Raw genomic sequence first — 22,592 nt, 5'->3', positions numbered from 1 at the left:
GCAGATGCCCCGTAACCAATGATGCTTATTGCACGCGACGAAGATTTGTCGAGCCAACGCTCAAGCACAGTCATCGCGACGCCAAGCTTCAGGAGCCTGCCGGAATGCGTACTAGCCTCTTAAACAAGAACATCGCGCTGGATCTACCCTCCTCTCCCCCCACTCCTGCTACCCACGATCAGACGTTTCAGGACCCGGTCGTGCTAAGCCCGCGCTTGCACAACAAGGACCTCGCCCCGACCAAGGCCGAAGGTCGACGCTGGGGTCGCTACAGTATTTTCGCCCTGTGGACCAATGACGTGCACAACATCGCCAACTACTCCTTCGCCATCGGGCTGTATGCGCTGGGGCTGGGTGGCTGGCAGATTTTGTTGTCCCTGGGTATCGGTGCGGCGCTCGTGTACAGCTTCATGAACCTCTCCGGCTACATGGGCCAGAAAACCGGTGTGCCATTTCCGGTGATCAGCCGGATCAGTTTCGGCATTCACGGGGCGCAGATTCCTGCATTGATCCGCGCCGTTATCGCCATCGCCTGGTTCGGAATTCAGACCTACCTGGCGTCGGTGGTCTTGCGTGTGTTGCTGACCGCCGTACACCCTGGCTTTGCCGACTACGATCACAACCTGTTCCTCGGCCTGTCGAGCCTGGGCTGGGTGTGTTTCGTCGCGATCTGGTTGGTGCAATTGGGCATTCTGGCTTACGGGATGGAGATGGTTAGACGCTACGAGGCGTTTGCCGGGCCAGTGATTCTGCTGACGGTTGCAGCGCTGGCGGCGTGGATGTACACCCAGGCCGACGCGACCATTGCCTGGTCCATCCGCGAGCCTCTGACCGGCAGCGAGATGTGGCGCAACATCTTCGCTGGCGGTGCACTGTGGCTGGCCATCTACGGCACCCTGATCCTCAACTTCTGCGACTTCGCCCGCTCCTCGCCCTGCCGCAAGACGATCAAGGTAGGAAACTTCTGGGGATTGCCGGTGAATATTCTGGTGTTCGCGGCCATCACCGTCCTGCTCTGCGGTGCGCAATTTCAGATCAATGGCCGGGTCATCGAAAAGCCCGACCGAGATCATCGCCTCGATCCCCAACACCTTCTTCCTGGTGCTGGGCTGCCTGGCATTCCTGATCGTGACCGTGGCGGTCAATATCATGGCCAACTTCGTGGCCCCGGCGTTCGTGCTGAGCAATCTGGCACCTAAATACCTGACCTTTCGCCGTGCCGGATTGATCAGCGCGACCATCGCCGTGCTGATCCTGCCGTGGAACCTCTATAACAGTCCGCTGGTGATTGTGTACTTCCTCTCCGGTCTGGGCGCCCTGCTCGGCCCGTTGTACGGGGTGATCATGGTCGACTACTGGCTTGTACGAAAAGGTCAGGTCAACGTGCCGCAGTTGTACAGCGAAGACCCCAACGGCGCTTATTACTACAGCCGCGGCGTCAATTTACGCGCAGTGGCGGCGTTCATTCCTGCGGCACTGATCGCCATCGTGCTGGCGCTGGTACCGGGATTCCACAGCGTGTCGCCCTTCTCCTGGCTGATCGGTGCCGGGATCGCCGGAATGCTCTACCTGATCATCGCCAAACGTCAGCCTCATTACGCCGACGTCAGCGGTGAATCCATCGCGGTCGACAACGTCAGCCACTAAATCCCCCCGGCGGCCCGACAGCATCGGGCCGCAGAACTGCCCCGCTTTAAGGACTTCTCATGCGAATTCTCGTGGTCAACGTCAACACTACCGAATCCATCACCCAGGCCATCACGCGCTCGGCGCAGTCCGTGGCTGCCCCGGGTACTGAAATCATCGGCCTGACCCCGTATTTCGGTGCCGACTCGGTCGAGGGCAATTTCGAGAGTTACCTCGCGGCCATCGCGGTCATGGACCGGGTGATGTCCTACGACGAACCCTTCGATGCAGTGATCCAGGCCGGTTACGGCGAGCACGGGCGCGAAGGTTTGCAGGAATTGCTCAACGTACCGGTGGTGGACATCACCGACGCGGCGGCGAGTACTGCGATGTTCCTTGGGCATGCCTATTCGGTAGTCACCACCCTCGACCGCACCGTGCCGCTGATCGAGGATCGGTTGAAACTGTCGGGGCTCTGGGACCGCTGCGCGTCCGTACGGGCCAGTGGTTTGGCGGTCCTGGAGCTGGAACACGAGCCGCAACGGGCGCTGGAAGCCATCGTGCATCAGGCCGAATTGGCGGTCACTCAAGACAAGGCTGAAGTGATTTGCCTGGGCTGCGGCGGCATGGCCGGGCTGGATGAGCAGATTCGTCGACGCACCGGAGTGCCCGTGATTGATGGCGTGACGGCGGCGGTGACCATCGCCGAATCTTTGGTGCGATTGGGGTTGTCGACGTCGAAGGTACGGACTTATGCGACGCCGCGGCCGAAAACCATCATTGGCTGGCCGGGGCGGTTTGCTCGGTAGACCGCGTGATCGTTCATCGCTAGCAGGCTAGCTCCCACACTGGATTTGCATCGCTCACAAATCCCCTGTGTGGGAGCTACCACACTGGATCTGCGTCGCTCACAAATCCTCTGTATGGGAGCTACCACACTGGATCTGCGTCGTTCACAAATCCCCTGTGGGAGCTAGCCTGCTAGCGATGGCAGCGCCTCGGTCTTTAGCCAGTCTTAAACCGCACTAAACCGCTGCCCTAACCCTTGCTCCGCAAACTGCTCGATCACAAAATCGACAAACGCCCGGGTCTTGCCCGGTAGCAGTTTGTGCTCCGCGTAATAAAGGGAGATGTTGCCATCATCGACGTACCAATCCGGCAACACCCGCCGCAAGGTGCCTGCTTCCAGATACCCGGTGGCAAACGGCATGCTCACCAGCGCGATGCCCAAACCCTGGGTCGCCGTGGCGCATGCGGCCTCCGAATCGCTCATCGTCATCCGCGCCTTGAGCGTCAGCGGGCTGTGTTGCTGGGTGCGACTGGTCAACTGCCATGAGCGCACGCGACCTGTTTGCGGTGAACGAATCAGGATGCCGTCGTGATGTTTAAGATCATCAGGCTCGCCAATCAATTCATGCGCATCCAGGTAGTCGGCTGAGGCCACCAGCACCCGATGGGCCGGTGTCAGCTTGCGCGCCACCACCCCCTGCGGCAGCTCGAAGCCGCCGCCTATTGCCGCATCGAATCCCTGGCCGATCAGATCGACCTGACGGTTATCGAAATGCCAGTCCGGATTAATCGCCGGGAAGCGTCGCAAAAACTCACCCAGCATCGGCACGATGTACAGCCGACCGAACACGGTGCCCATGCTGACTTTCAGCGTGCCGGCCGGCCGCCCTTCAGCACTGGCAAGATTGGCGACGGCGTTCTGGATGGTGTGCAAACTGGCGCTGACTTCGCCGAGAAACAGATGACCGGCCTCGGTCAACGTCAGACTTCGGGTGCTGCGCTGGAACAGCCGAACTCCCAGCCGCGCTTCAAGCTTGGCGACACTCTTGCCCACTGCCGCCGGGGTCAGGCTCAAGCGTCTAGCGGCTTCGGCAAAGCTGCCGACCTCGGCGCTACGCACGAAGCATTCGATACTGCTGAAGGTTTCCATAGGCGCCACTATAAACTTCTGGTTTACACAGACTATCGCAATTACCGTCTACTCAGACTGTAATCATGAATCGATACTAGGCTCCATCAACCGAGACATCTCGCCTCGGGACTTTGGAGATCAACATGACTACTCAGAACCTCAGCGGCAAAGTGGCTTTGATTCAAGGCGGGTCTCGCGGCATCGGCGCAGCCATTGTCAAACGCCTGGCCGCTGAAGGCGCGACCGTTGCCTTCACTTACGTAAGCTCCACCGCAAAAGCCGAAGAATTGCAGAACAGCCTCACGGCCAACGGCGGCAAGGCCCTCGCCATCAAGGCCGACAGCGCCGATGCCGAAGCCATTCGCAGCGCTGTCGACCAGACCGTCAAAGCATTTGGCCGCCTGGATATTCTGGTCAACAACGCCGGCGTACTGGCAGTTGCGCCGCTGGAAGATTTCAAACTTGAAGACTTCGACCAGACACTGGCCATCAACGTGCGCAGCGTGTTCATTGCCACGCAGGCCGCCGCCAAACACATGACCGAAGGTGGTCGCATCATCAACATCGGCAGCACCAACGCCGACCGCATGCCCTTCGCCGGTGGCGGTCCCTACGCGATGAGCAAATCGGCACTGGTCGGACTGACCAAAGGCCTGGCGCGCGACCTCGGTCCACGTGGCATCACCATCAACAACGTGCAACCAGGCCCGGTGGACACCGACATGAATCCCGCCAGCGGTGACTTCGCTGAAAGCCTGATCCCGTTGATGGCGGTGGGCCGTTACGGCAAAGCGGATGAAATCGCCAGTTTCGTCGCCTATCTGGTGGGACCTGAAGCGGGCTACATCACCGGTGCCAGCCTGACCATCGACGGTGGTTTCGGCGCCTGATCGTTTCAACCGCACAAAAAAAAGCCGGCGCCCCTGATCAGGTCGCCGGCCTTTTTATGCGCCGTCTCGTCTCACAATAGCCCCGAACCTGTAGGAGCTGTCGAGTGCAACGAGGCTGCGATCTTTTGACCTCGCCCGTGACAAAACAAGATCAAAAGATCGCAGCCTCGTTGCACTCGACAGCTCCTACAGGGGGGGGTGAGGTGCAGTTCCAATACGGTAGTGCGGTGGGGAGAGTACGAGGCCAATGCACGGACGTGCGGACCTGTTGCATTCATCAGCTGGAATCGTTCTACGTGTATGCGCTGAACGCAGTGTCTTGCCCTGAAACAGGTGAACCTATTTCAGGACTAAACACTCGGGTTTATGCCCACTCAAGCGCCGGCAAACCACAGTCGGCCGGTCTGAAAGCCTTCAACGTACGAAGAATCCCGTCAGCGTGTGCGTATTTTTCGTCGGCCATCGCCTCATCCGGAATCGCAATGGCGCTCATCCCCGCCGCTTTCGCCGCGGTGACACCGAAGGGCGAATCCTCGAACACCAGGCAATCCTCCGGTGCGACACCCAAGCGCCGCGCCGCGGTCAGGAAAATGTCCGGTGCCGGTTTGGCTGCGCCGACTTCCGGGTCATCGGCCGTCACGATGAAATCGAACAGCGCAAACCATTCACGGTGCAGAGTGGTTTTCTGGCCAAACGACTGACGCGAAGAGCTGGTGCCGACCGCGATAGGAATGTTGTTGGCATTCAAATGCCGAACCAGTTCCTGCGCACCCGGCATCGCCAGCGCGGTCGGAAAACGCTCGCGCATCAGTGGCTCGCGAATCTGCAGAAACTCTTCGGCGGTGATCGGCAGGTCCAGCGCCTCGACCACGTAACGCGCCAAATCACCGGCACCACGGCCAATGATGTTCTGTTTGACGCTCCAGTCGAAGGTACGGCCATAACGCTGCGCGATGATGGACGTGACTTCGGTGTAAATGCCCTCGGTGTCCAGCAGCAAGCCGTCCATATCGAAAATCACGGCCTTGATCGGGCCGATGTCGTTCAGCGGTGCATTCATCGCATCTGATCCGTTTTCAATGACATCCCAATGCGGCAAACGTACGGCCGGATCCGGATTTGATTAAAGGGTTCAGCAGCATATCGAGCGTGGGCGGCATAGAGCAACGAACAATGACAGACGGGTGAAGAATCGCTCACCACTTTGACGACGTCATTTGGCGATTCCCCCTACAGCACCCGTCGCTTTCCCCGACTTCTTTCCTCCCGCATCCCACGCAAAGTCTCGCGAAATTTAATCAGTAGGCGCGAGAGGCTGCGAATGTTCGATCCTGACAAGGTTTTGGCCTTGAACAACGCCATCGGCCTTCTGGTCGTTGCCGCCATGAACCCCGCGCAACCCGACGTCGAAGCGCTGATCGCTGACTTTCGACTTTGTCTCAACGACTACGAGTCCTGGGCGGAAAGTTATTGGACAGGCTCTGCACTGGAGGTCGAGCAAGTCTTCGAGCTAGGTGAAGAGCTTCAGCTCAGCGCGCCGACTCATTCAACGGTCAGTTCTACCGTCACCACCTGCCCCGCAAGCGGTCCTTTGACTCTGGTGCACCGGTTCGAAACTGTGCGCTTTGTCCCGATCGGCAATACGCCATTGACGCTCGAACTGATGATCCTGGGGCGAGACGGTGAGATCAGCTATGGCGCGCCGACTCACCACACCATCGGCCCCAGCGGCATCCTCGAAATACCTGAATGCTGGCGCGGCGAGCGTTACCGCATCACTTTTTTCCCGAACGTTTCCACGCAACACGTCAAAGCACTTTATGCCTCCTACCAGAACGTAATCAGCAATCTGGAAGGTTGGCTGCGCAACGAGTGGACAGCGGAGTTCGAGCCCTTATGGGCAGGGTTTTCCGAAGCGGGTTTCAGCCAGCGTTACGGCATGCTGCAACAGGCCGACTGGCGTGGTTTCGAGCAGTCATTTTTCGGTTTATGGGATGGCGTGAAGCAGGTCTATGGCTTGATCGCCGACCTGCAAACCAACAGTCAGAAGCTGCTCGAATACCTGACCGAGGGCGAACTCGATACCCTGCTCAACGCCTCTGCAGAGGCCATCGCCAGCCTGTTGTTGATGCTGAGTGACGAGCCGTTGATGTTCATACATCTCGCCGCGTTCACCAGTTGGCTGCGTATGCTGCCGCCGCAATACATCGCCGAAGTCGTCGCGCAAATTCGCACCGAACTATTGATTGGCTTCCTGCTGACCTGTTTAACAGGCCCGGCAGGTTTAAACGTCGGCATCAGCAGCAAAGTGCTGGGCAAGGTCGAGTCACCACGCGCCAGGCAATGGCTGGCAGCAGCCAGTCTGCGACTGACGGAACTCACTAACCGGTCCGACCTGAGTGCTCACGCAGACGCACTCAAACCCTTGATGGTCAATGCGCGAAATTTCCCATTGAAGCCCGCGGCTTCGATGCCGCTAACAATTCGCGCTGCCGACTCAAAGGTTGTTCGGGTGGAAAATCCGTTAGTCATCGCCCGCCACACCTCCGTCGCCAAAACCCGATTAAGCAAACAAGAACGCCAGGACGACGCCCCCGACCAAGCGAAAAACCCCAATGGTGACAGCGCTGATTGTGGGCCGCTGACGTGCACCAATGGCTGCCCCGTGTCGATGGTCACCGGCGAAGAGTTGCTCACGCTGATCGATGGTTCGCTGGACGGCATTTTGCCGTTCGACTTCACCCGGCTCTATCGCACCAGCGCAGCAGACATCGATTGCGGGCTCGGCTTCGGCTGGAGTCATTCCCTGTCCCATTCGCTGCACATCGATGCAGACCATGTCATCTGGACCGACCACGAAAACCGGCGCACGACGTTTCCCCTGCCAAATGCCGAACGTCCGGCGATTCACAACAGCCTGTCCCGTGCCGCCATTTACAAAGGGGACGATTCGCAGGAACTGATTCTCGCCCTGGCCGGTGAGACCACGCGCTTTTTCCATTTCCGTGCAGGGCAGTTGGCGACGATCAGCGATGCTTATGGCAACCGTCTGACGGTGCAGCGCGATTTCGCGAACAGAATCGAACGCCTGGACAATGGAGCCGGCCGCTCACTGCGGTTGCGCTGGGACCGTCGACACCTGATCGCCGTCGACTATCAGAGCTTTCATCCGGCACCCACGCTGCAAGACGCGTGGCGCACCGAACAAGTTCTGGCGACGTACCACTATGACGCTTGTCATCGCCTGGTGACTGCAAACAACGCGGCCAACGAAAGCGAACGGTACGACTACGACGACCACAACGTCATTCTTCAACGGCAATTGGCCGGTGGGGCAAGTTTCTTTTGGGAGTGGGAAAGATCCGGCAAGGCGGCGCGATGCATCAGGCATTGGGCGAGCTTTTCCCAGATGGACACGCGTTACCTCTGGGACGACAACGGCGAGGTAGTGGTTAAGAACGCCGATGGTAGCGAAGAGATTTACCGGCATGACGAACAGGCTCGGCTGATACGCCGGGTTGAGGCCGATGGCGGCGAGCATCTGAACACCTATGACGCCAAAGGACGGCTCACGGCCGAACAGACCCCACTCGGCGCGATAACCGAATACCGCTATGACGAAGTCGGACGGCTGATTGCTCATATTCCCCCCGAAGACGAACCCACTTCCTACGAATACCGGAACGGCTTCCTGCACGCACACCATCGCGCAAACGCGGTCTGGAGGTATCAGCGCAATGCTCAGGGCGATGTGACCCGGGCGACCGATCCCGGGGGGCACTCCACCTATTACCACTACGACATAAAGGGACAGTTGTTGTTGATCCGCTACCCGGACAGCAGCGGCCATACCTTTGTACGAAATGCCTTGGGGCAATTGGTTGAAGAGACCTTGCCAACAGGAGGCCAACGACAGTTTTCCTACGACTGCCTGGGGCGTCGGATTACCGATCAGGACGAACACGGCGGCGTCACCCGGTATGAATGGGACGCTGTAGGACGTCTGCTGCAAACCACCTTCCCTTCAGGTGCCAGCCGCGCTTTCACCTACAACGCGTACGGCAAGATCACCGGGGAACGTTGCGAGCTGGGCCGCGTCACGCGTTTTGAGTACGCCGCAGATTTGCATCGGGTCAGTCGCCGGATCAATCCCGACGGATCGCAACTCAAGTATCGCTATGACAATGCCCGACTGCTGCTGACCGAGATCGAAAACGAATCAGGCGAAAAGTATCAGCTGGACTACTGGCCTGGCGGATTGATCCGACAGGAAACCGGGTTCGATGGTCGACGCACCGCCTATGCCTATGACCTGAGTGGGCACTTACTGCAAAAAACCGAGTTCGGCGACGACGACTCGCAACTAGTGACCGGCTATCACCGCAATTCCGCTGGCCGGCTACTGGTCAAGACGTTGCCGGACGGGAACAAGATCGAGTACCACTACGACGCGCTCGGCCGACTGACCCGTGTCGACGACAACGATCACCCGCTGGAATTCGAGTACGACGAACAGGATCGCCTGGTCACCGAGCATCAGGGCTGGGGCACGTTGCGTTACCGCTACAACGCCTGCGGCCAACTCAATCACATACGCCTGCCGGACCACAGCAAACTCGACTTTCATCTTGCCAAAGGTGGCGCACTCGCCGCCATTGATCTCAACGGATCGCGGTTGTCGTCCCACGCATTTGTTGCCGGGCGTGAACGGCAGCGCCAGCAAGGTTTGCTCACTAGCGATTACGAGTACGACGACCAGGGTCGATTGACCGCTCACGCTATCGGCCAGCCATCACGCCCTCTTTACCGCCGAGATTATTCCTACAGCGCCAACGGCAACCTCGACAGCATTGCTGACACCCGAAACGGCAAGCGCAGCTATCAACACGACTTTCTTGACCGCCTGATCCGCGTCCACCACTCCCGCGAGCACCAACCGGAAAGCTTCGTTCACGACCCGGCAGGCAACCTGCTGATGCTCGATCGTCCAGGGCCGATCACGGTCAAAAGCCACCGCCTGCTCAAGCAAGGCAATCGCCAATACACCTACGACGCCTTCGGGAATTTGATCCGCAAGCGCCGGGGTACTGCGCCGACACTGGTGACCGAGTACCGCTACGACTGCCAGCATCGACTGATTGGCATCACCCTGCCCAATGGCACGGAGGCCACCTATCGATACGATGCCTTTGGCCGCCGGATCAGCAAGACCGTCGATGGCAACACCACCGAATTCTTCTGGCAAGGCGACAACCTCGTCGCCGAAAGCAGCGCCGGGCACTACCGCAGCTACGTCTACGAACCCGGCACCTTCCGGCCATTGGCGATGCTCGACGGCAAAGGCCCGCGCAAAGCCTGCCCGTATTACTACCAACTCGACCACCTCGGCACACCGCAGGAACTGACCGACTACAGTGGCGAAATCGTCTGGGCCGCCCAATACACCGCTTACGGCCGCCTGACCCGACTGAACCGCGACACGCATCAGGTTCTCGATCAACCGCTGAGGTTTCAGGGCCAGTATTTCGACGCCGAAACCGGCCTGCACTACAACCGGCATCGCTACTACAATCCGGATGTCGGGCGATACCTCACTCCGGACCCGAAACGGTTGGCGGGCGGGCTGAACGGGTATCAGTACACGAGGAATCCGACGGGATGGGTTGATCCGCTGGGGTTGAACGACTGTCCGGGACGGGATGGGTGTAAGAAGCCGTCGTTTGGGGATGAGGATCCGGCTGGGAAGGTTGGGGTTGATGAGGGTGGGCCGAAGCGTCCATCGCCTAAACCAAAGAGTCGATATACGTACCGAGGGGACACCCGTGACCCGAAGGAGATATTCGAAACCGGATTTGAACCCCTAGGAATGAGTATGGACCTCTACTTACACGCTCGAAACAACAGAAATCCTCCGAGTATCTATATCAGTACAACACCCTCAATAAATCAGGCCAGAAATTTTGCAACGGGCCAAGGAATGGAAGATGGATTTATTTATGTATTGAAAGACGTTCACGGCATAGATGTTAATAAAAAGCTTGGCTTAATTTCACCACACAAAAATGAGGTGGAAATCGCTGTCCCTGCTGGAATAGATAGCAGGGACATTGTAGGTGCTACTCCAGTCAATGAGGATGGTAGCTACAAAGGATACTCAATCATTAACCCCTACAGGAAGAAACCATGAAAACAATAGAAATATCAATAATAGTCAACGGAAAACTAGAAAAAGCGTTAATTATGTGCGATCGAAAAAATCGCGAACTGACTTTTTTAATGGAGGACAATTTAAGAAAAACTTACAAAGAAGAAGATATTTATGAATGCTTTGGTCTGTTACGAGCCGATTTCCCGAACATAAAATTTTTATGCAAAGGCGCAAAAATAAATGTTCACACCTCCCGTATGTCCTCGCAAATGTCCGCTGGCGTTTTAGCCTATGAGGTCGCATTCGGGAAATCTACAGATGATGAAGATATAGTCAACATTTTCGACTACGAAGATACCGATATCACAAATAACATTGAAGAACAAAGAAAGTTTTATAAAAAATGGATCGAATCACTTTCCAAACAATAATAATATCAAGAGTTTTATTCGATACAACAATATCCTTATCGATTATGAAGAAAGCGACTTGATCTACGACCCTCATTACAGAAAGCCTTTTACATGCGCTGGATGAATTCTGACAATGCATAATTAAAAAGGCAAAATCTCGGCAGGCTAGCCCAGCAGAAGCCGGACTACTTAGTCGGCCTCATTCATCCACCCGCCCCACCACCACTACTTGCACCGCCAGAACTACTACCGCTGGCTCCAGAACCACTCGAATCCTCAGACCCACTCCCAGCCCCACTCCCCATCGAACTCCCACCACTCATCGACCCACTTCCGGTCCCAGGACTTGTACTACTCCCATTCGCATCCCCTGCATTCCCACTATCAATACTGCCGGGTGGCAAGGCATTTCCGCTCGCAGAACCCGCGTTCATTTCAGTAGACGGTGGCATGCCGCCTTTATCGACCGGCGCATCGTTGCCGGAAGATTGACCAAACGCCATCAACGAACTGACCGACAACACGCCGGCCATTGTCATGGCTGTCAACGTTGACCTGTTCATGATGCATCTCCTTTAAAAGACACTGTCCTGATGTCTGGCAGCGTTCGATTTTTAAAGGTGCCACTCAATCGACGAGCGGCACTAAGATCCTGCGCGTTTCAGCTGGGTTCACCAGAGGCATCATCACCGGCTATATCGGGATCATCGGGGCTGGCTTCCACGTCGCCACGCTTGACATCGTCATTCGGGACTTGCTCAACGGCCGTTTCATCGTCCGGTGGACGTTGATCACGGCTTAATGAGTCAGTGGGAGATGGCAATGGGTATTCGGGGGTTTCGTCGACGTCGGAGACATTCGGGTCTGAGTTCATGGAGCACCTCTCAAGGGGCCTGAAGGAACAGGCCCTGAAAGTTCGAGAAGATTGCGCAGCGCGGGGTTCGATCAGGCGGACGATCGGTCTGCTAACTACTGCTCGTCTTCGTCTAAATCCTCTTCTTCATACTCTGTATTTCCTACATCGCCCGCATCATCGGAATCGTTAAGCGGTACGGTAGCGTCGTCCATGAGTGATCCCGGATCTTCGTTACCAGGGTCATTGAGATCCTGCCCTTTATTCGGATCGTTGATGTAGGGAACACCGCTTGGGCCTTTCTCTTCTCTACCTTCGGTTTCAGGCGTCATGTCATACCTCGCACGGATCGGCGTGAATTAGCGATGCTTGTTCTTGTGTTTATGTTTATTTTTGTGGCCGCCGCCGGAATGGGAGCTGCCGTTATCACTGCCCAGGTTATTACCGACCGCGCCACCCGCCGCGCCGCCGAGGCCCGCGCCAATGGTCGAACCGGTGGAGCCGCCCAGGCTGTTACCGATCACTGAGCCGCCCGCCGAGCCCAAGCCACCGCCAACGGCCGCTTCAGTTCGGCTACCTTTGGGGGCGCCGACAGCACTACCGGCCGCGCCGCCGACACCGGCACCGATCGCCGCCCCGGTGCTGCCGCCCATCTGCCCACCGACGACATTACCCAGTGCTCCGCCAAGACCACCGCCAACCGCCGCAGTGCCGTCGCCGGCCGCCAGCGCCCCTTGAGCGAAGAACACTCCCAGTACAAATGCAGACAACGTCAAACGATGACGGCTAAAGCCGCCCACTTCCTTGCCTTCGGTGGACATGGTGCACCTCTTGTTCGCTTGGGGTTATAGAGCATTCGAGGCTCTGACGAGCGAAACGTTCATAAACGCAAAAACCCGGCACAAGGCCGGGTTTTTGTTTTGATCGATCAGGATCAGTGACGCTTGTGGCCCTTGGCGAGGTTGCTGCCGACGCCGCCGCCCAACGCACCGCCCAAACCTGCGCCAATGGTGGAACCGGTCTTGCCGCCGAGGCTGTTGCCGATCACCGAGCCGCCTGCTGCACCGACACCGCCACCAATGGCCGCTTTGGTGCGGCTGCCTTTACGCGCGGCAACGGCGCTGCCGGCTGCGCCTGCGACGCCCGCGCCGATCGCTGCGCCGGTGCTGCCGCCCATGCTTTGGCCTACTACGTTGCCCAGCGCGCCGCCCAGACCACCACCGATTGCAGCGGTGCCGTCACCGGCCGCCATTGCGCCTTGAGCAACCAAAAGACCCATAACCAGAGCGGGCAGTGTTAAACGCATGACGAAAACCTCAAAAAATAGGGGGGAACCGAAAGCCGGGCATTGAATGCCTCAGCGGAGGAAACGTCCACACATATCCTCCGTTCTTCGAAATAGGCGACGGTTGGACAGCATTTTTTGAAAAGGTTTTATGACAGGCAAAAAAAAGCCCGCTGGGGAACGGGCTAGGTGTTGCTTTCTAACGGATGAGCTGAGAGTACGTAGGGTCGTGTGAAAAGTTTGTGAAAGATCCTGGCTGAAACACGCTCTGTGACATTTTCTTAAGTTATAAAAAACCCCGCTCGATGACGGGGTTTGGCGAATGGTTGCTTACTTCCTGGACGGTGCCGCTACCTTGGGTAAAAACTTGGCCTTAGGCCCGGGCCGCACCATGGCTTTCATCTTGCCGACTTTGATTTGATCTTCACCAAAGCTCGCTACGTACTCCGTCTGGCCACACTGCACGCAATTGTTGATCGGAAACTCGGACCCGTCGTCTTCGATATACGGTTCAGTCATCTTCTCGCCCCTTCAAAAGCGGGATCGACACCGGCAAGCCCTATCTGCCCGAAAAATATCGACCACCAAGGATTTTGAGACTAGCCGGTCATTACTGGACCTGTCATTCAGATGGCTTCATGCCCGACGAATGGACCACTTTTTTATTTGGACAAATGTCGAGCCAGCGCCTCGAATGCCGGCAACGTCACCGGATCATTGGCCGAGTTAGCCGCCACTGGGTGGGAGGCGTAGCGAACGATGACCAGCTCGTCCTTAGGGTCCACATAGATGCGCTGCCCATAGACGCCTCGCGCCATGAATGCTCCGCCCTTCTTGTCCGTTACCCACCACATCGACCGATAGCTCCAACCTTTCAACAGGTCGTAGCCCGCCTTGGCGAAAGCCTGTTTATCGGCTCCGCGACGGATATCCTCGACCACCGCCTTGGGGACGATTTGCTGCCCATTGAATTGACCATCGTTGCGCAGCATCTCGCCGAAGCGGGCCAGATCGCGCAAACCAGTATTCAATCCACCACCGGCGAAAGGCGTCCCGATTGAATCCACGGTGAAATACGCATCCTGCTCCGCTCCCAGGCGACTCCAGATTCGTTCCGACAGCAACTGCGCGACGTTGCGCCCGGTCACCCGAGCGATCACCCAGCCCAGGACGTCGGTGTTGATGGTCTTGTAAGCGAAGGCGTCACCGTGTTCGCCCTGCGGTTTTACCGTCTGCAAGAACTCGTAGTAACTTCTCGGACCGGTGTAATCCTTGGGCTTGGGCAACGGACTCCCGGCGTTTGCATGAGCCCAGACCTCCGCGTTCGGGTCGGCGTAATCCTCGCTGTACTTGAGGCCCGTGGTCATGTCGAGCACCTGGCGCACCGTGGCGTTACCAAACGCAGAACTCGCCAACTCGGGCACATACTCGGCCACACGCTTATTGGGGTCGATCCGCCCCTCTGCTACCAACATGGCACCCAGGGTGCCGACTACGGACTTGGTCACGGACATCGCGGCGTGCTGACCGTCCGGCTTGAGGATGCCGAAATAACGCTCGTAGACAATTTTCCCACGGTGCATCACCACAATGCCGTCGGTGTAAGTGGCGGCAAGGGATTGCTCCCAGGTCATCGCCTCCTTTGCGCCCAGCGGCGTAAAGCTGATCGCGTCAATGTCCTTGCGCAGCGCGCTTTCCATCGCAACAGGCGCGCCAAGGCCGCGAGAAACGTTGATCGTTGGCATCAACTGTCGGAAATTCGAGACACTCCAGCGCATTGCCGGAAACTGGAAATAGCTGCCATCTTCGAAACGCACAGTGCGATCGGCGGGCGGTGGTGAGCCGACCATCCAGCCCAGTTTCGCGGGGTCGGTGGCTGCGGCGTCGGGAAAAGTCGTGGGCGTGGACGCGGTGGCAGTCGATGAAAAAAAGGCGATCAACAGAACGGCCGCTGATTTGATAATGAAGGGGTGTGAGTTTGAAAAGCTGGGCATGAGTTCGAGTCCATTCGGTAAATTCTTGGCGGCGTTTCAGGCCGGCGTCAAAGCAGTTTGATCAACACTGCAGTGACGGTAGCGACAGTACCGATCAATCCAATTGCAATAGCAGATCACGATCAAAGAGGATCGCACAAACAGCGCACTAAAAAAAACGCGGGTAACGGCTTATCACCGTTCCCGCGCTATTGTCCCGATCTGTAACAACGCCAGACTTTCTCCAGTCTGAGTCGGTCGGTGCCTAAGCTTTCAATTCACTTGGACTATGTGTCTTCAGCCAGTCAGCCAGTGCGGCATTCATCCGCGTTTGCCAGCCTGGACCAGATGCCTTGAATTGAGCCAGCACGTCCGACTCCAACCGTATCGTGATCCGCTCGCGCACCACGTCGGACTTGGGCCTGCCGCGCCGGACAAGCTGGGTGCCTTTGAACTCGTCAGCATGCTTAAAGAAAGCATCTGTAAGCTCTGGCGCATCGTCGGGGTCAACCCAGTCGGCTTCGGTAATGAGCTTGTTCGCGTTCATTCGCTTTCCTCATAGAGATAATGCGGCGGGCCTCGCCGCGAGGTGTCCAGACAATGACAACCATGCGACCGATCAGCAGCCCCACGGTGATAAAGCGGACTTCCCCGTATTCCTGTCGGGTGTCTTCGCCAGTGAAGTGATGCCCGGAAAAAACGGCACCCGCGTCTGCAAAATCAACGCCGCGCTCGATCAGGGTTTTGTCACGCTTGGCAGGGTCGAAGGTTATTTGCATGGATTTATTGTATGCACAACAATTTATGCCTGCAAGGTTTCTGTCATGACACTAATTCTGACTCACTCCACAATGCCGACAGCGCATCACTGGCCGTCGAGGGCCCAGTGCAGGTTCCGGACTTTAAGCGGTCAGTAAGTCACGGACATTTAAAAGCAGCCCTTTTGGTAGTGAACCAACGGGCGAACTTCGCGTAACGCCACGAACCAGGTCAGGGCAGTCCAATCCCAACTAGCACTTCATTTGCAGCTTGTTCCCATACGGCCTTTTTTCAGACGCCAGAAACCACAAACCCCCGACTTTCTCTAGGAAAATCAGGGGTTTGTGTTTACTTAATGTGGCGGTGAAGGAGAGATTCGAACTCTCGATACAATTTCTTGTATACACACTTTCCAGGCGTGCTCCTTAAGCCACTCGGACACTTCACCGTATCTCTTCAAACAAGTTCTGTCTGTCGAGGCGCGCTAATGTAGTCGAAAGCTTTTCCGATGGCAAATATTTTTTTCAGAATTTTCATGCGGTTAGCGATTTAGTGGTTCCGGCTGTCTGCACGCCATGGCAAACCTGCCATTCTCCGGCTCGGCACGCTCCCCTATATAGAGGCGAAGGTCTGCCGGGTGTGGCTGGCCAAGCCTGGCGCGTGGGTAAAGGGTGACTGGCGAGTCAGTCACGGCGCTTTACCTGGCCTGCGACGGTGGGTAACGTCTGCTTCAACTTTCATACAAGGAATAGCGTCATGAGTGAGTTGATTTCCTACCACCTCGAAGACGGTATCGCGACCCTGACCTTGAGCAATGGCAAGGTCAATGCCATCTCGCCGGACGTGATTGCTGCGTTTAACGCTGCGCTGGATCAGGCCGTGACTGATCGCGCTGTGGTGATCATCACTGGTACACCCGGCATTCTGTCGGGCGGTTATGACTTGAAGGTGATGACATCGGGTCCGAAAGAAGCCGTGGCGCTGGTGACCGCAGGTTCAACATTGGCCCGTCGCCTGTTGGCGCACCCTTTCCCGGTGATCGTGGCGTGCCCAGGGCATGCTGTGGCTAAAGGTGCGTTCCTGCTGCTGTCGGCGGATTACCGCATTGGCGTCGAAGGCGCCTTCAGCATTGGTCTGAATGAAGTGCAGATCGGCATGACGATGCACCACGCCGGCATCGAACTCGCTCGTGATCGCCTGCGTAAGTCGGCGTTCCATCGCTCGGTCATCAATGGCGAGATGTTCAATCCGCAGAGCGCGGTTGATGCAGGTTTCCTCGACGTGGTGGTCTCGGCGGATGAATTGCAGACCACCGCACTGGCGGCGGCTCGTCAGTTGAAGAAGATCAACATGACCGCGCACAAGAACACCAAGCTCAAAGTGCGCAAAGCGTTGCTCGATACGCTGGACAGCGCGATCGTTCAGGATCAGGAGCATTTGGGTTAAGTCCAACGCTGCTGTCTAGTCCTGAAACAGGTTTGCAGCTGGTCCACCCTGACGCCCGGAGCACCACCGCCCCCTTGTAGGAGCTGTCGAGTGAAACGAGGCTGCGATCTTTTGATCTTGTTTAAAGAAAAGATCAAAAGATCGCAGCCTCGTTTCACTCGACAGCTCCTACAGGTGGCAGGTTATTCCGGGAACGAATGCTCCACAGAAAAGCCCGACCGTCGTGTCGGGCTTTTTCTTACACCCTGTGTTGAAAAGCCTTCCACCGCTCTAGAACACGTCTGACCTATAAGTCGGAAACATGCGCTCAAACATCGCCTATCTCCTACCTCTATAGCGGCAATTGCTGAATAGAGTGCACATCCGTACACTGCGCCACCTTTCGTCGCGGTGGGCCTGTAGATGCTGTTTGTGTTTCGTATGTTATTGATGGGCCTGCACTTTATCCTGGCGGGTGTGCTGGGTGTGATGCTCGGTGTGTGCCGCCCGTTCAATCCGGACAACAGCCGCTTGTGCGCGCGTTTATACGCGTGGCCGGCCATGTGCATTTTGCGCCTGCGGGTGAAGGCTGAAGTTGGCCCCCTGATGGACAAGCAAGACAGTTGCGTGATCATCGCCAACCATCAGTCCAACTATGATCTTTTTGTGCTCGGCAACGTGGTGCCCCGTCGCACCGTGTGTATCGGCAAGAAGAGCCTGAAGTGGGTGCCGCTGTTCGGCCAGTTGTTCTGGCTGGCCGGCAATGTGTTGATCGATCGCGGCAATGCGCATAAGGCGCGCCAGTCGATGCTGACCACTACCCATACCCTGCAAAACAAGGACACCTCGATCTGGGTGTTTCCGGAAGGCACGCGCAATCTGGGCGAAGACCTGCTGCCGTTCAAAAAAGGCGCTTTCCAGATGGCGATCGCTGCCGGTGTGCCGATCATTCCGGTGTGCGTCAGCAGTTACGTCAAGCACATGCGATTGAACCGCTGGAACAGTGGGAAGATTCTGATTCGCTCGTTGCCGGCCATTCCTACAGCGGGAATGAGCCTGGATGACATGCCCCTACTGATCGCCCAATGCCGGGAGCAGATGCGCGAGTGCATCGCCACGATGGACCGGCAACTGCAAGCCGTCTGAAAACAAACCCGCCCTGTGCGGGTTTTCTTTTGCCCGCGAACTCTCCCGATTTTGCTGACTCTCAACCTGCAGACAAGGCTAAGCTGATCACTGCCTGCCACGGCCATTTGCCACTAAAAAACTGCCAAGAAGAAGTGAACAAACATCATGGGTAGAGTTGTTGCTGCTGCGGTTTACAGCGCGGGTAAGAAAGTCACTAATATCACCCTGGACGAAGGCGCTGCCTGGGCTGCAAAGCCTGACCACTTTGTCTGGATCGGCCTTGAAGAGCCCAGCGCTCAGGAACTGACCAACCTGCAACGGCAGTTCAACCTGCACGAACTGGCCATCGAAGATGCCCTGGAAAAACACAGCCGCCCGAAGCTCGAGAGCTTTGGCGATGCGCTGTTTATCGTCACCTATTCGCCCATCCGTGACGATCAGGGAAAACTCGAGTTCATCGAGACCCATATCTTTGCCGGCAACGGTTACATCATCACTGCACGCAACGGCCATTCGGCTTCCTACGCCTATGTCCGGCAGCGCTGCGAAGCACGCCCGTTGCTGCTGGAGCATGGCGAGGATTTCGTCCTCTATGCCATCCTCGACTTTGTGATCGAGAACTATCAGCCCGTGGGCGAAGCGATTCATGCCGAGATCGATGAGCTGGAGCGTAACGTGTTGTGCAGTGCGCTGAACGAGCGCGATATCCAGAAGCTCCACGGCCTTCGCCGCGATGTACTTCGCCTGCGTCGTTATGCAGCGCCGATGGTGGAGATCGGTGAGGAGTTGCAGAAGCTGAGTTTTCCATTCATCGACAAGAACATGCGCCCGTATTTTCGCGATGTGCAGATCCACGTCACGCGTCAGATGGAAGACCTGACCACCCTGGCGGACATTGCCAGCCAGACGATTGAGGTGGGGGTACTGCTGGAGGCGTCGCGCCAAAGCGTGGTGCAGCGCAAGTTCGCAGCGTGGGCGGCGATCCTGGCGTTTCCGACTGCAGTGGCCGGGATTTACGGGATGAACTTCCAGAACATGCCGGAGCTGACCTGGCACTACGGATATTTTGCGGTGCTGGGGTTTATTGCCGTGGGGTGCGTGAGTTTGTGGGCGAGTTTCAAGAAATCGGGTTGGCTCTGAAAAAGCGCGTGTGGCGAGGGACCTCGCCACAGCTGCTCAGACCGCTTTAAACTGCTTTGGCTTCAGGCTTGTGCGCCACAAACCGCATCATCCATTCCGCCACAGTGGCACCGTGGTGCTGATGCTCAAGACTCGCTACACCTTTCTGGTAAATCTGCTCGCCCAGCGCTTGCTGACGGATATCCAGCAAGGCCCGGGAGTAATCGTGAATGAATTCCGGATGGCCCTGGAAGCACAGCACCTGATCGTTGATGTGGTACGCCGCAAACGGGCAGAAGTCGCTGGACGCGATCACGGTGGCATTTTCCGGGAGTGCAGTGACCTGGTCCTGGTGACTGATCAACAACGTCAGCTCTTCCACCACCGGACTCATCCACGGCGCCTTGGCCGCCAGTTTGTAGTTGTGCGTGCCGACGCCCCAGCCTTGGGTGGCTCGCTCGCTCTTGCCACCCAGCAACAGCGCCAGCAACTGATGACCGAAGCACACGCCCAGCAATTTGTCGCCGCGCTCGTAGCGGTTCAGCAGATACGTCCTGAGGGTTTCGATCCACGGGTCGGTGCCGAAGGAGTCAGCCTTGCTGCCCGTAACCAGATACGCGTCGAAGGTCAGGTCGTCACTGGGGTATTCGCCCTGCATGACGTTGTAGACCGTGAAGTCGGCCGCGATAGGCTGCTGCGTGAACAGACGCTGGAACATCTGCCCGTAACCCTGATATTGGTCGACCAGTTCCGGACGCAGGATGTCGGTTTCCAGAATGCAGATGCGTAACGACATAAAAAATACCTGACACGTGATGGGAATAATGCACACCCCAGAGCCTGCCTCGAAACACGGCAACAAGGCAAGCCCCGTAAGCGTCATCCTCCCTTAGAACTTCCTTCCCTGCGCCGCCTTCTCCAGCAGCAATGCCGGTGGCGCGAAACGCTCTCCATACTGCTCGGCCAGGTATTGCGCACGGGCGACGAAGTCCTTCACGCCGTACTGATTGATGAACTGCAGCGCGCCTCCGGTCCATGCTGCAAAGCCGATACCGAACACCGAACCGACATTGGCATCCGCCGTGGAGGTCAGCACGCCCTCTTCCACGCAACGCACCGTTTCCAGGGCCTGCACGAACAACAACCGATCACGCACGTCCTTGGGTGAAATCTGCCCGTCGGCTTTCTCGAAACGCGATTTCAGTTCTGGCCACAGGTGCTTCTGTCCGCCGGCGGGGTACTCATAGAAACCACCACCCCCGGCTTTGCCAGGACGCTTGTATTCATTAAGCAACAGGTCGATCACCGCGAACGCCGGGTGCTCGAACAGAGGCTTCCCTTCGGCCTGCAGGTCCTTGGCGGTTTGCTGGCGAATATGGCTCATCAGGCTCAGGGACACCTCATCGGAGATCGCCAGCGGCCCGATGGGCATCCCGGCTTTGCGCGCCTCGGTTTCGATCATCGGCGCGCTGACACCTTCGCCGAGCATGGCGATGCCTTCGTTGGTGAACGTACCGAAGACGCGAGAGGTGAAAAAGCCGCGACTGTCGTTCACTACAATCGGGGTTTTTTTGATTTGCAGGACAAAATCGAAGCCGCGGGCCAGGGTTTCATCGCTGGTGTTGAGGCCTTTGATGATTTCCACCAGGGGCATTTTTTCGACAGGGCTGAAGAAGTGCAGGCCGATAAACTTCGTCTGGTCCGCAACGGCAGTGGCGAGGCCGCTGATGGGCAAGGTCGAAGTGTTGGAAGCGATGACCGCGTCCACCCCGACGATTTCTTGCGCGGCGCTGGAAACCTTGGCCTTGAGCTCACGATCCTCAAACACTGCTTCGATGATCAGGTCGCAACCGGCCAGATCAGCATCGTTTTGCGTCGGTAGAATCCGCGCCAGAATCGCTTCCCGTTGCTCGGGGAGCATCTGCCCGCGAGCGACCTTCTTGTCGAGCAAGGCCGCCGAGTGATCCTTGCCCTTCTGCGCAGCTGCCAGCGTGATGTCCTTGAGCACCACGTCTATCCCCGCCGAGGCGCTGACGAACGCGATACCGGCGCCCATCATCCCGGCACCCAACACACCGACTTTTTTCGTCACATAAGGCGCGAAACCCTGAGGTCGCGAGCCGCCGGCGTTGATTTCGTTGAGTTGGAACCAGAACGTGCCGATCAGGTTTTTCGAAACCTGGCCGGTGGTCAATTCAGTGAAGTAGCGGGTTTCGATCAGGTGCGCCGTATCGAAATCGACCTGCGCCCCTTCGACTGCCGCGCAGAGAATTTTTTCCGGTGCGGGCAAGCAACCCTGGGTTTTGCTGCGCAGGATCGACGGCGCAATGGCCAGCATTTGCGCGACTTTTGGATGCGAAGGCGTGCCGCCGGGAATCTGGTAGCCCTTCACGTCCCAGCGCTGCACAACGGCCGGATTGGCCAGAATCCAGGCGCGGGCCTTGCTCATCAACTCGTGAATGTCCGTTGCCAACTCGTCGATCAAACCGGCCTGCAACGCCTGTTGCGGCCGGACTTTCTTGCCTTCGAGCAGGTACGGCAAAGCCTTTTCGATCCCCAGCATGCGCACCATACGCACTACCCCGCCGCCACCCGGCAGGAGGCCGAGGGTGACTTCAGGTAAACCGAGTTGTACGGAAGAGTCGTCCAGCGCGACGCGGTGATGACACGCCAGGCAGATTTCCCAGCCGCCACCCAGGGCCGCGCCATTGATCGCCGCGACCACCGGTTTGCCGAGAGTTTCCAAGGTGCGCAGCTGGCCTTTGAGGGTCAGCACCATGTCGTAGAAAGCCTTGGCTTCGGGCTTGCCGACCTTGATCAGTTCATTGAGGTCGCCACCGGCGAAGAACGTTTTCTTGGCCGAGGTGATGATGACGCCGGCAATCGAGTCTTTTTCAGCAACCAATCGGGCGACACAGGCGGCCATGGCTTCGCGGTAGACCGCGTTCATGGTGTTGGCGCTCTGGCCCGGCATGTCGATGGTCAGGACGACGATCTGGTCCTGGCCCTTGTCGTAACGGATGGCTTCGGTCATGGCAATTTTCCTTGAATT

General features: G+C 57.4%; 19 protein-coding genes, 1 tRNA gene and 1 pseudogene. 8 read left to right on the top strand and 13 right to left on the bottom strand.

The genetic code is table 11. The features are described from left to right. Positions 1-104 precede the first annotated feature (104 nt). Together ACA063_RS08725 and ACA063_RS08720 are read left to right on the top strand one after the other, a co-directional pair. Positions 105-1,647 (top strand): annotated as a pseudogene (locus tag ACA063_RS08725) (NCS1 family nucleobase:cation symporter-1). Positions 1,648-1,706: 59 nt separating this feature from the next. Next, entirely contained in the window at positions 1,707-2,435 is a 729-nt protein-coding gene (locus ACA063_RS08720; RefSeq protein ID WP_497665520.1) for an aspartate/glutamate racemase family protein, read from the top strand. A 206-nt stretch (positions 2,436-2,641) separates the two neighbouring features. Here ACA063_RS08720 and ACA063_RS08715 read toward each other — a convergent pair whose 3' ends face one another. Continuing rightward, a complete protein-coding gene (locus tag ACA063_RS08715; RefSeq protein ID WP_497665519.1) occupies positions 2,642-3,565 on the bottom strand; it encodes a LysR family transcriptional regulator in 924 nt (307 codons plus the stop codon). A 125-nt stretch (positions 3,566-3,690) separates the two neighbouring features. On the opposite strand from ACA063_RS08715, the gene ACA063_RS08710 reads away from it, so the two are divergent. Then, positions 3,691-4,437: a 3-oxoacyl-ACP reductase family protein gene (locus ACA063_RS08710; protein ID WP_497665518.1), complete on the top strand. Its 747-nt coding sequence runs from the start codon at positions 3,691-3,693 to the stop codon at positions 4,435-4,437. A 364-nt stretch (positions 4,438-4,801) separates the two neighbouring features. Here ACA063_RS08710 and ACA063_RS08705 read toward each other — a convergent pair whose 3' ends face one another. Continuing rightward, the gene (locus tag ACA063_RS08705; protein WP_497665517.1) at positions 4,802-5,497 is read right to left on the bottom strand and encodes an HAD-IA family hydrolase; all 696 of its coding nucleotides are present in this window, start codon (positions 5,495-5,497) and stop codon (positions 4,802-4,804) included. Between the two features lie 261 nt (positions 5,498-5,758). On the opposite strand from ACA063_RS08705, the gene ACA063_RS08700 reads away from it, so the two are divergent. Both ACA063_RS08700 and ACA063_RS08695 read left to right on the top strand, forming a co-directional pair. Continuing rightward, positions 5,759-10,624: an RHS repeat-associated core domain-containing protein gene (locus tag ACA063_RS08700; protein ID WP_497665516.1), complete on the top strand. Its 4,866-nt coding sequence runs from the start codon at positions 5,759-5,761 to the stop codon at positions 10,622-10,624. Beyond that, positions 10,621-11,016 carry a hypothetical protein gene (locus ACA063_RS08695; RefSeq protein ID WP_497665515.1) on the top strand — a complete coding sequence of 132 codons (396 nt, stop codon included), beginning with the start codon at positions 10,621-10,623 and terminating at the stop codon, positions 11,014-11,016. Before ACA063_RS08700 ends, ACA063_RS08695 begins: the two co-directional genes overlap by 4 nt. Before the next feature lie 643 nt (positions 11,017-11,659). On the opposite strand, the gene ACA063_RS08690 is transcribed toward ACA063_RS08695, so the two are convergent. The 9 genes from ACA063_RS08690 to ACA063_RS08650 form a co-directional block, all read right to left on the bottom strand. Then, positions 11,660-11,872 carry a hypothetical protein gene (locus ACA063_RS08690; protein ID WP_497665514.1) on the bottom strand — a complete coding sequence of 71 codons (213 nt, stop codon included), beginning with the start codon at positions 11,870-11,872 and terminating at the stop codon, positions 11,660-11,662. A gap of 95 nt (positions 11,873-11,967) precedes the next feature. After that, positions 11,968-12,183: a hypothetical protein gene (locus ACA063_RS08685; RefSeq protein ID WP_497665513.1), complete on the bottom strand. Its 216-nt coding sequence runs from the start codon at positions 12,181-12,183 to the stop codon at positions 11,968-11,970. Between the two features lie 27 nt (positions 12,184-12,210). Further along, the gene (locus ACA063_RS08680) at positions 12,211-12,672 is read right to left on the bottom strand and encodes a glycine zipper domain-containing protein (RefSeq protein WP_497665512.1); all 462 of its coding nucleotides are present in this window, start codon (positions 12,670-12,672) and stop codon (positions 12,211-12,213) included. 113 nt (positions 12,673-12,785) lie between these two features. After that, a complete protein-coding gene (locus tag ACA063_RS08675) occupies positions 12,786-13,157 on the bottom strand; it encodes a bacteriocin (RefSeq protein WP_497665511.1) in 372 nt (123 codons plus the stop codon). Positions 13,158-13,466: 309 nt separating this feature from the next. After that, entirely contained in the window at positions 13,467-13,655 is a 189-nt protein-coding gene (locus tag ACA063_RS08670) for a hypothetical protein (RefSeq protein ID WP_162440578.1), read from the bottom strand. A gap of 143 nt (positions 13,656-13,798) precedes the next feature. Further along, positions 13,799-15,130: a serine hydrolase domain-containing protein gene (locus ACA063_RS08665; RefSeq protein ID WP_497665510.1), complete on the bottom strand. Its 1,332-nt coding sequence runs from the start codon at positions 15,128-15,130 to the stop codon at positions 13,799-13,801. A gap of 244 nt (positions 15,131-15,374) precedes the next feature. Beyond that, the gene (locus tag ACA063_RS08660; RefSeq protein ID WP_497665509.1) at positions 15,375-15,656 is read right to left on the bottom strand and encodes a BrnA antitoxin family protein; all 282 of its coding nucleotides are present in this window, start codon (positions 15,654-15,656) and stop codon (positions 15,375-15,377) included. Then, complete coding sequence (locus tag ACA063_RS08655; protein ID WP_497665508.1) at positions 15,616-15,888, bottom strand: BrnT family toxin; 273 nt, start codon at positions 15,886-15,888, stop codon at positions 15,616-15,618. Before ACA063_RS08655 ends, ACA063_RS08660 begins: the two co-directional genes overlap by 41 nt. Before the next feature lie 338 nt (positions 15,889-16,226). Then, positions 16,227-16,316, bottom strand: a tRNA-Ser gene (locus ACA063_RS08650). A gap of 308 nt (positions 16,317-16,624) precedes the next feature. Between ACA063_RS08650 and ACA063_RS08645 the strand changes: the two genes are divergently transcribed. From ACA063_RS08645 to ACA063_RS08635, 3 genes are all read left to right on the top strand, one after another. Continuing rightward, positions 16,625-17,314, top strand: a complete 690-nt coding sequence (locus ACA063_RS08645; protein WP_497665507.1) for a crotonase/enoyl-CoA hydratase family protein — start codon at positions 16,625-16,627, stop codon at positions 17,312-17,314. A gap of 402 nt (positions 17,315-17,716) precedes the next feature. Next, positions 17,717-18,439, top strand: coding sequence for a 1-acylglycerol-3-phosphate O-acyltransferase (locus tag ACA063_RS08640; protein ID WP_497665506.1), 723 nt, complete (start codon positions 17,717-17,719; stop codon positions 18,437-18,439). Positions 18,440-18,586: 147 nt separating this feature from the next. Continuing rightward, on the top strand, positions 18,587-19,561 hold the full coding sequence (locus ACA063_RS08635; RefSeq protein ID WP_162440584.1) for a magnesium and cobalt transport protein CorA: 975 nt from the start codon (positions 18,587-18,589) through the stop codon (positions 19,559-19,561). A 46-nt stretch (positions 19,562-19,607) separates the two neighbouring features. Here ACA063_RS08635 and ACA063_RS08630 read toward each other — a convergent pair whose 3' ends face one another. Both ACA063_RS08630 and ACA063_RS08625 read right to left on the bottom strand, forming a co-directional pair. Then, complete coding sequence (locus ACA063_RS08630; RefSeq protein ID WP_162440585.1) at positions 19,608-20,336, bottom strand: amidotransferase; 729 nt, start codon at positions 20,334-20,336, stop codon at positions 19,608-19,610. Positions 20,337-20,429: 93 nt separating this feature from the next. Continuing rightward, complete coding sequence (locus tag ACA063_RS08625; protein ID WP_497665505.1) at positions 20,430-22,574, bottom strand: 3-hydroxyacyl-CoA dehydrogenase NAD-binding domain-containing protein; 2,145 nt, start codon at positions 22,572-22,574, stop codon at positions 20,430-20,432. Positions 22,575-22,592 lie beyond the last annotated feature (18 nt).

The sequence above is a fragment of the Pseudomonas sp. LBUM1643 genome (assembly GCF_059716215.1).
Note: the sequence above shows the minus strand (reverse complement) of the source record. Positions and strands in the feature narration are given on the sequence as shown.

Coding starts and splice junctions, on each gene's coding strand:
- ACA063_RS08675 (WP_497665511.1), bottom strand. CDS start 13,157: ATGCGTTTAACACTGCCCGCTCTGGTTATGGGTCTTTTGGTTGCTCAA.
- ACA063_RS08660 (WP_497665509.1), bottom strand. CDS start 15,656: ATGAACGCGAACAAGCTCATTACCGAAGCCGACTGGGTTGACCCCGAC.
- ACA063_RS08670 (WP_162440578.1), bottom strand. CDS start 13,655: ATGACTGAACCGTATATCGAAGACGACGGGTCCGAGTTTCCGATCAAC.
- ACA063_RS08655 (WP_497665508.1), bottom strand. CDS start 15,888: ATGCAAATAACCTTCGACCCTGCCAAGCGTGACAAAACCCTGATCGAG.
- ACA063_RS08630 (WP_162440585.1), bottom strand. CDS start 20,336: ATGTCGTTACGCATCTGCATTCTGGAAACCGACATCCTGCGTCCGGAA.
- ACA063_RS08710 (WP_497665518.1), top strand. CDS start 3,691: ATGACTACTCAGAACCTCAGCGGCAAAGTGGCTTTGATTCAAGGCGGG.
- ACA063_RS08695 (WP_497665515.1), top strand. CDS start 10,621: ATGAAAACAATAGAAATATCAATAATAGTCAACGGAAAACTAGAAAAA.
- ACA063_RS08690 (WP_497665514.1), bottom strand. CDS start 11,872: ATGAACTCAGACCCGAATGTCTCCGACGTCGACGAAACCCCCGAATAC.
- ACA063_RS08720 (WP_497665520.1), top strand. CDS start 1,707: ATGCGAATTCTCGTGGTCAACGTCAACACTACCGAATCCATCACCCAG.
- ACA063_RS08625 (WP_497665505.1), bottom strand. CDS start 22,574: ATGACCGAAGCCATCCGTTACGACAAGGGCCAGGACCAGATCGTCGTC.
- ACA063_RS08705 (WP_497665517.1), bottom strand. CDS start 5,497: ATGAATGCACCGCTGAACGACATCGGCCCGATCAAGGCCGTGATTTTC.
- ACA063_RS08635 (WP_162440584.1), top strand. CDS start 18,587: ATGGGTAGAGTTGTTGCTGCTGCGGTTTACAGCGCGGGTAAGAAAGTC.
- ACA063_RS08665 (WP_497665510.1), bottom strand. CDS start 15,130: ATGCCCAGCTTTTCAAACTCACACCCCTTCATTATCAAATCAGCGGCC.
- ACA063_RS08640 (WP_497665506.1), top strand. CDS start 17,717: ATGCTGTTTGTGTTTCGTATGTTATTGATGGGCCTGCACTTTATCCTG.
- ACA063_RS08685 (WP_497665513.1), bottom strand. CDS start 12,183: ATGACGCCTGAAACCGAAGGTAGAGAAGAGAAAGGCCCAAGCGGTGTT.
- ACA063_RS08715 (WP_497665519.1), bottom strand. CDS start 3,565: ATGGAAACCTTCAGCAGTATCGAATGCTTCGTGCGTAGCGCCGAGGTC.
- ACA063_RS08700 (WP_497665516.1), top strand. CDS start 5,759: ATGTTCGATCCTGACAAGGTTTTGGCCTTGAACAACGCCATCGGCCTT.
- ACA063_RS08645 (WP_497665507.1), top strand. CDS start 16,625: ATGAGTGAGTTGATTTCCTACCACCTCGAAGACGGTATCGCGACCCTG.
- ACA063_RS08680 (WP_497665512.1), bottom strand. CDS start 12,672: ATGTCCACCGAAGGCAAGGAAGTGGGCGGCTTTAGCCGTCATCGTTTG.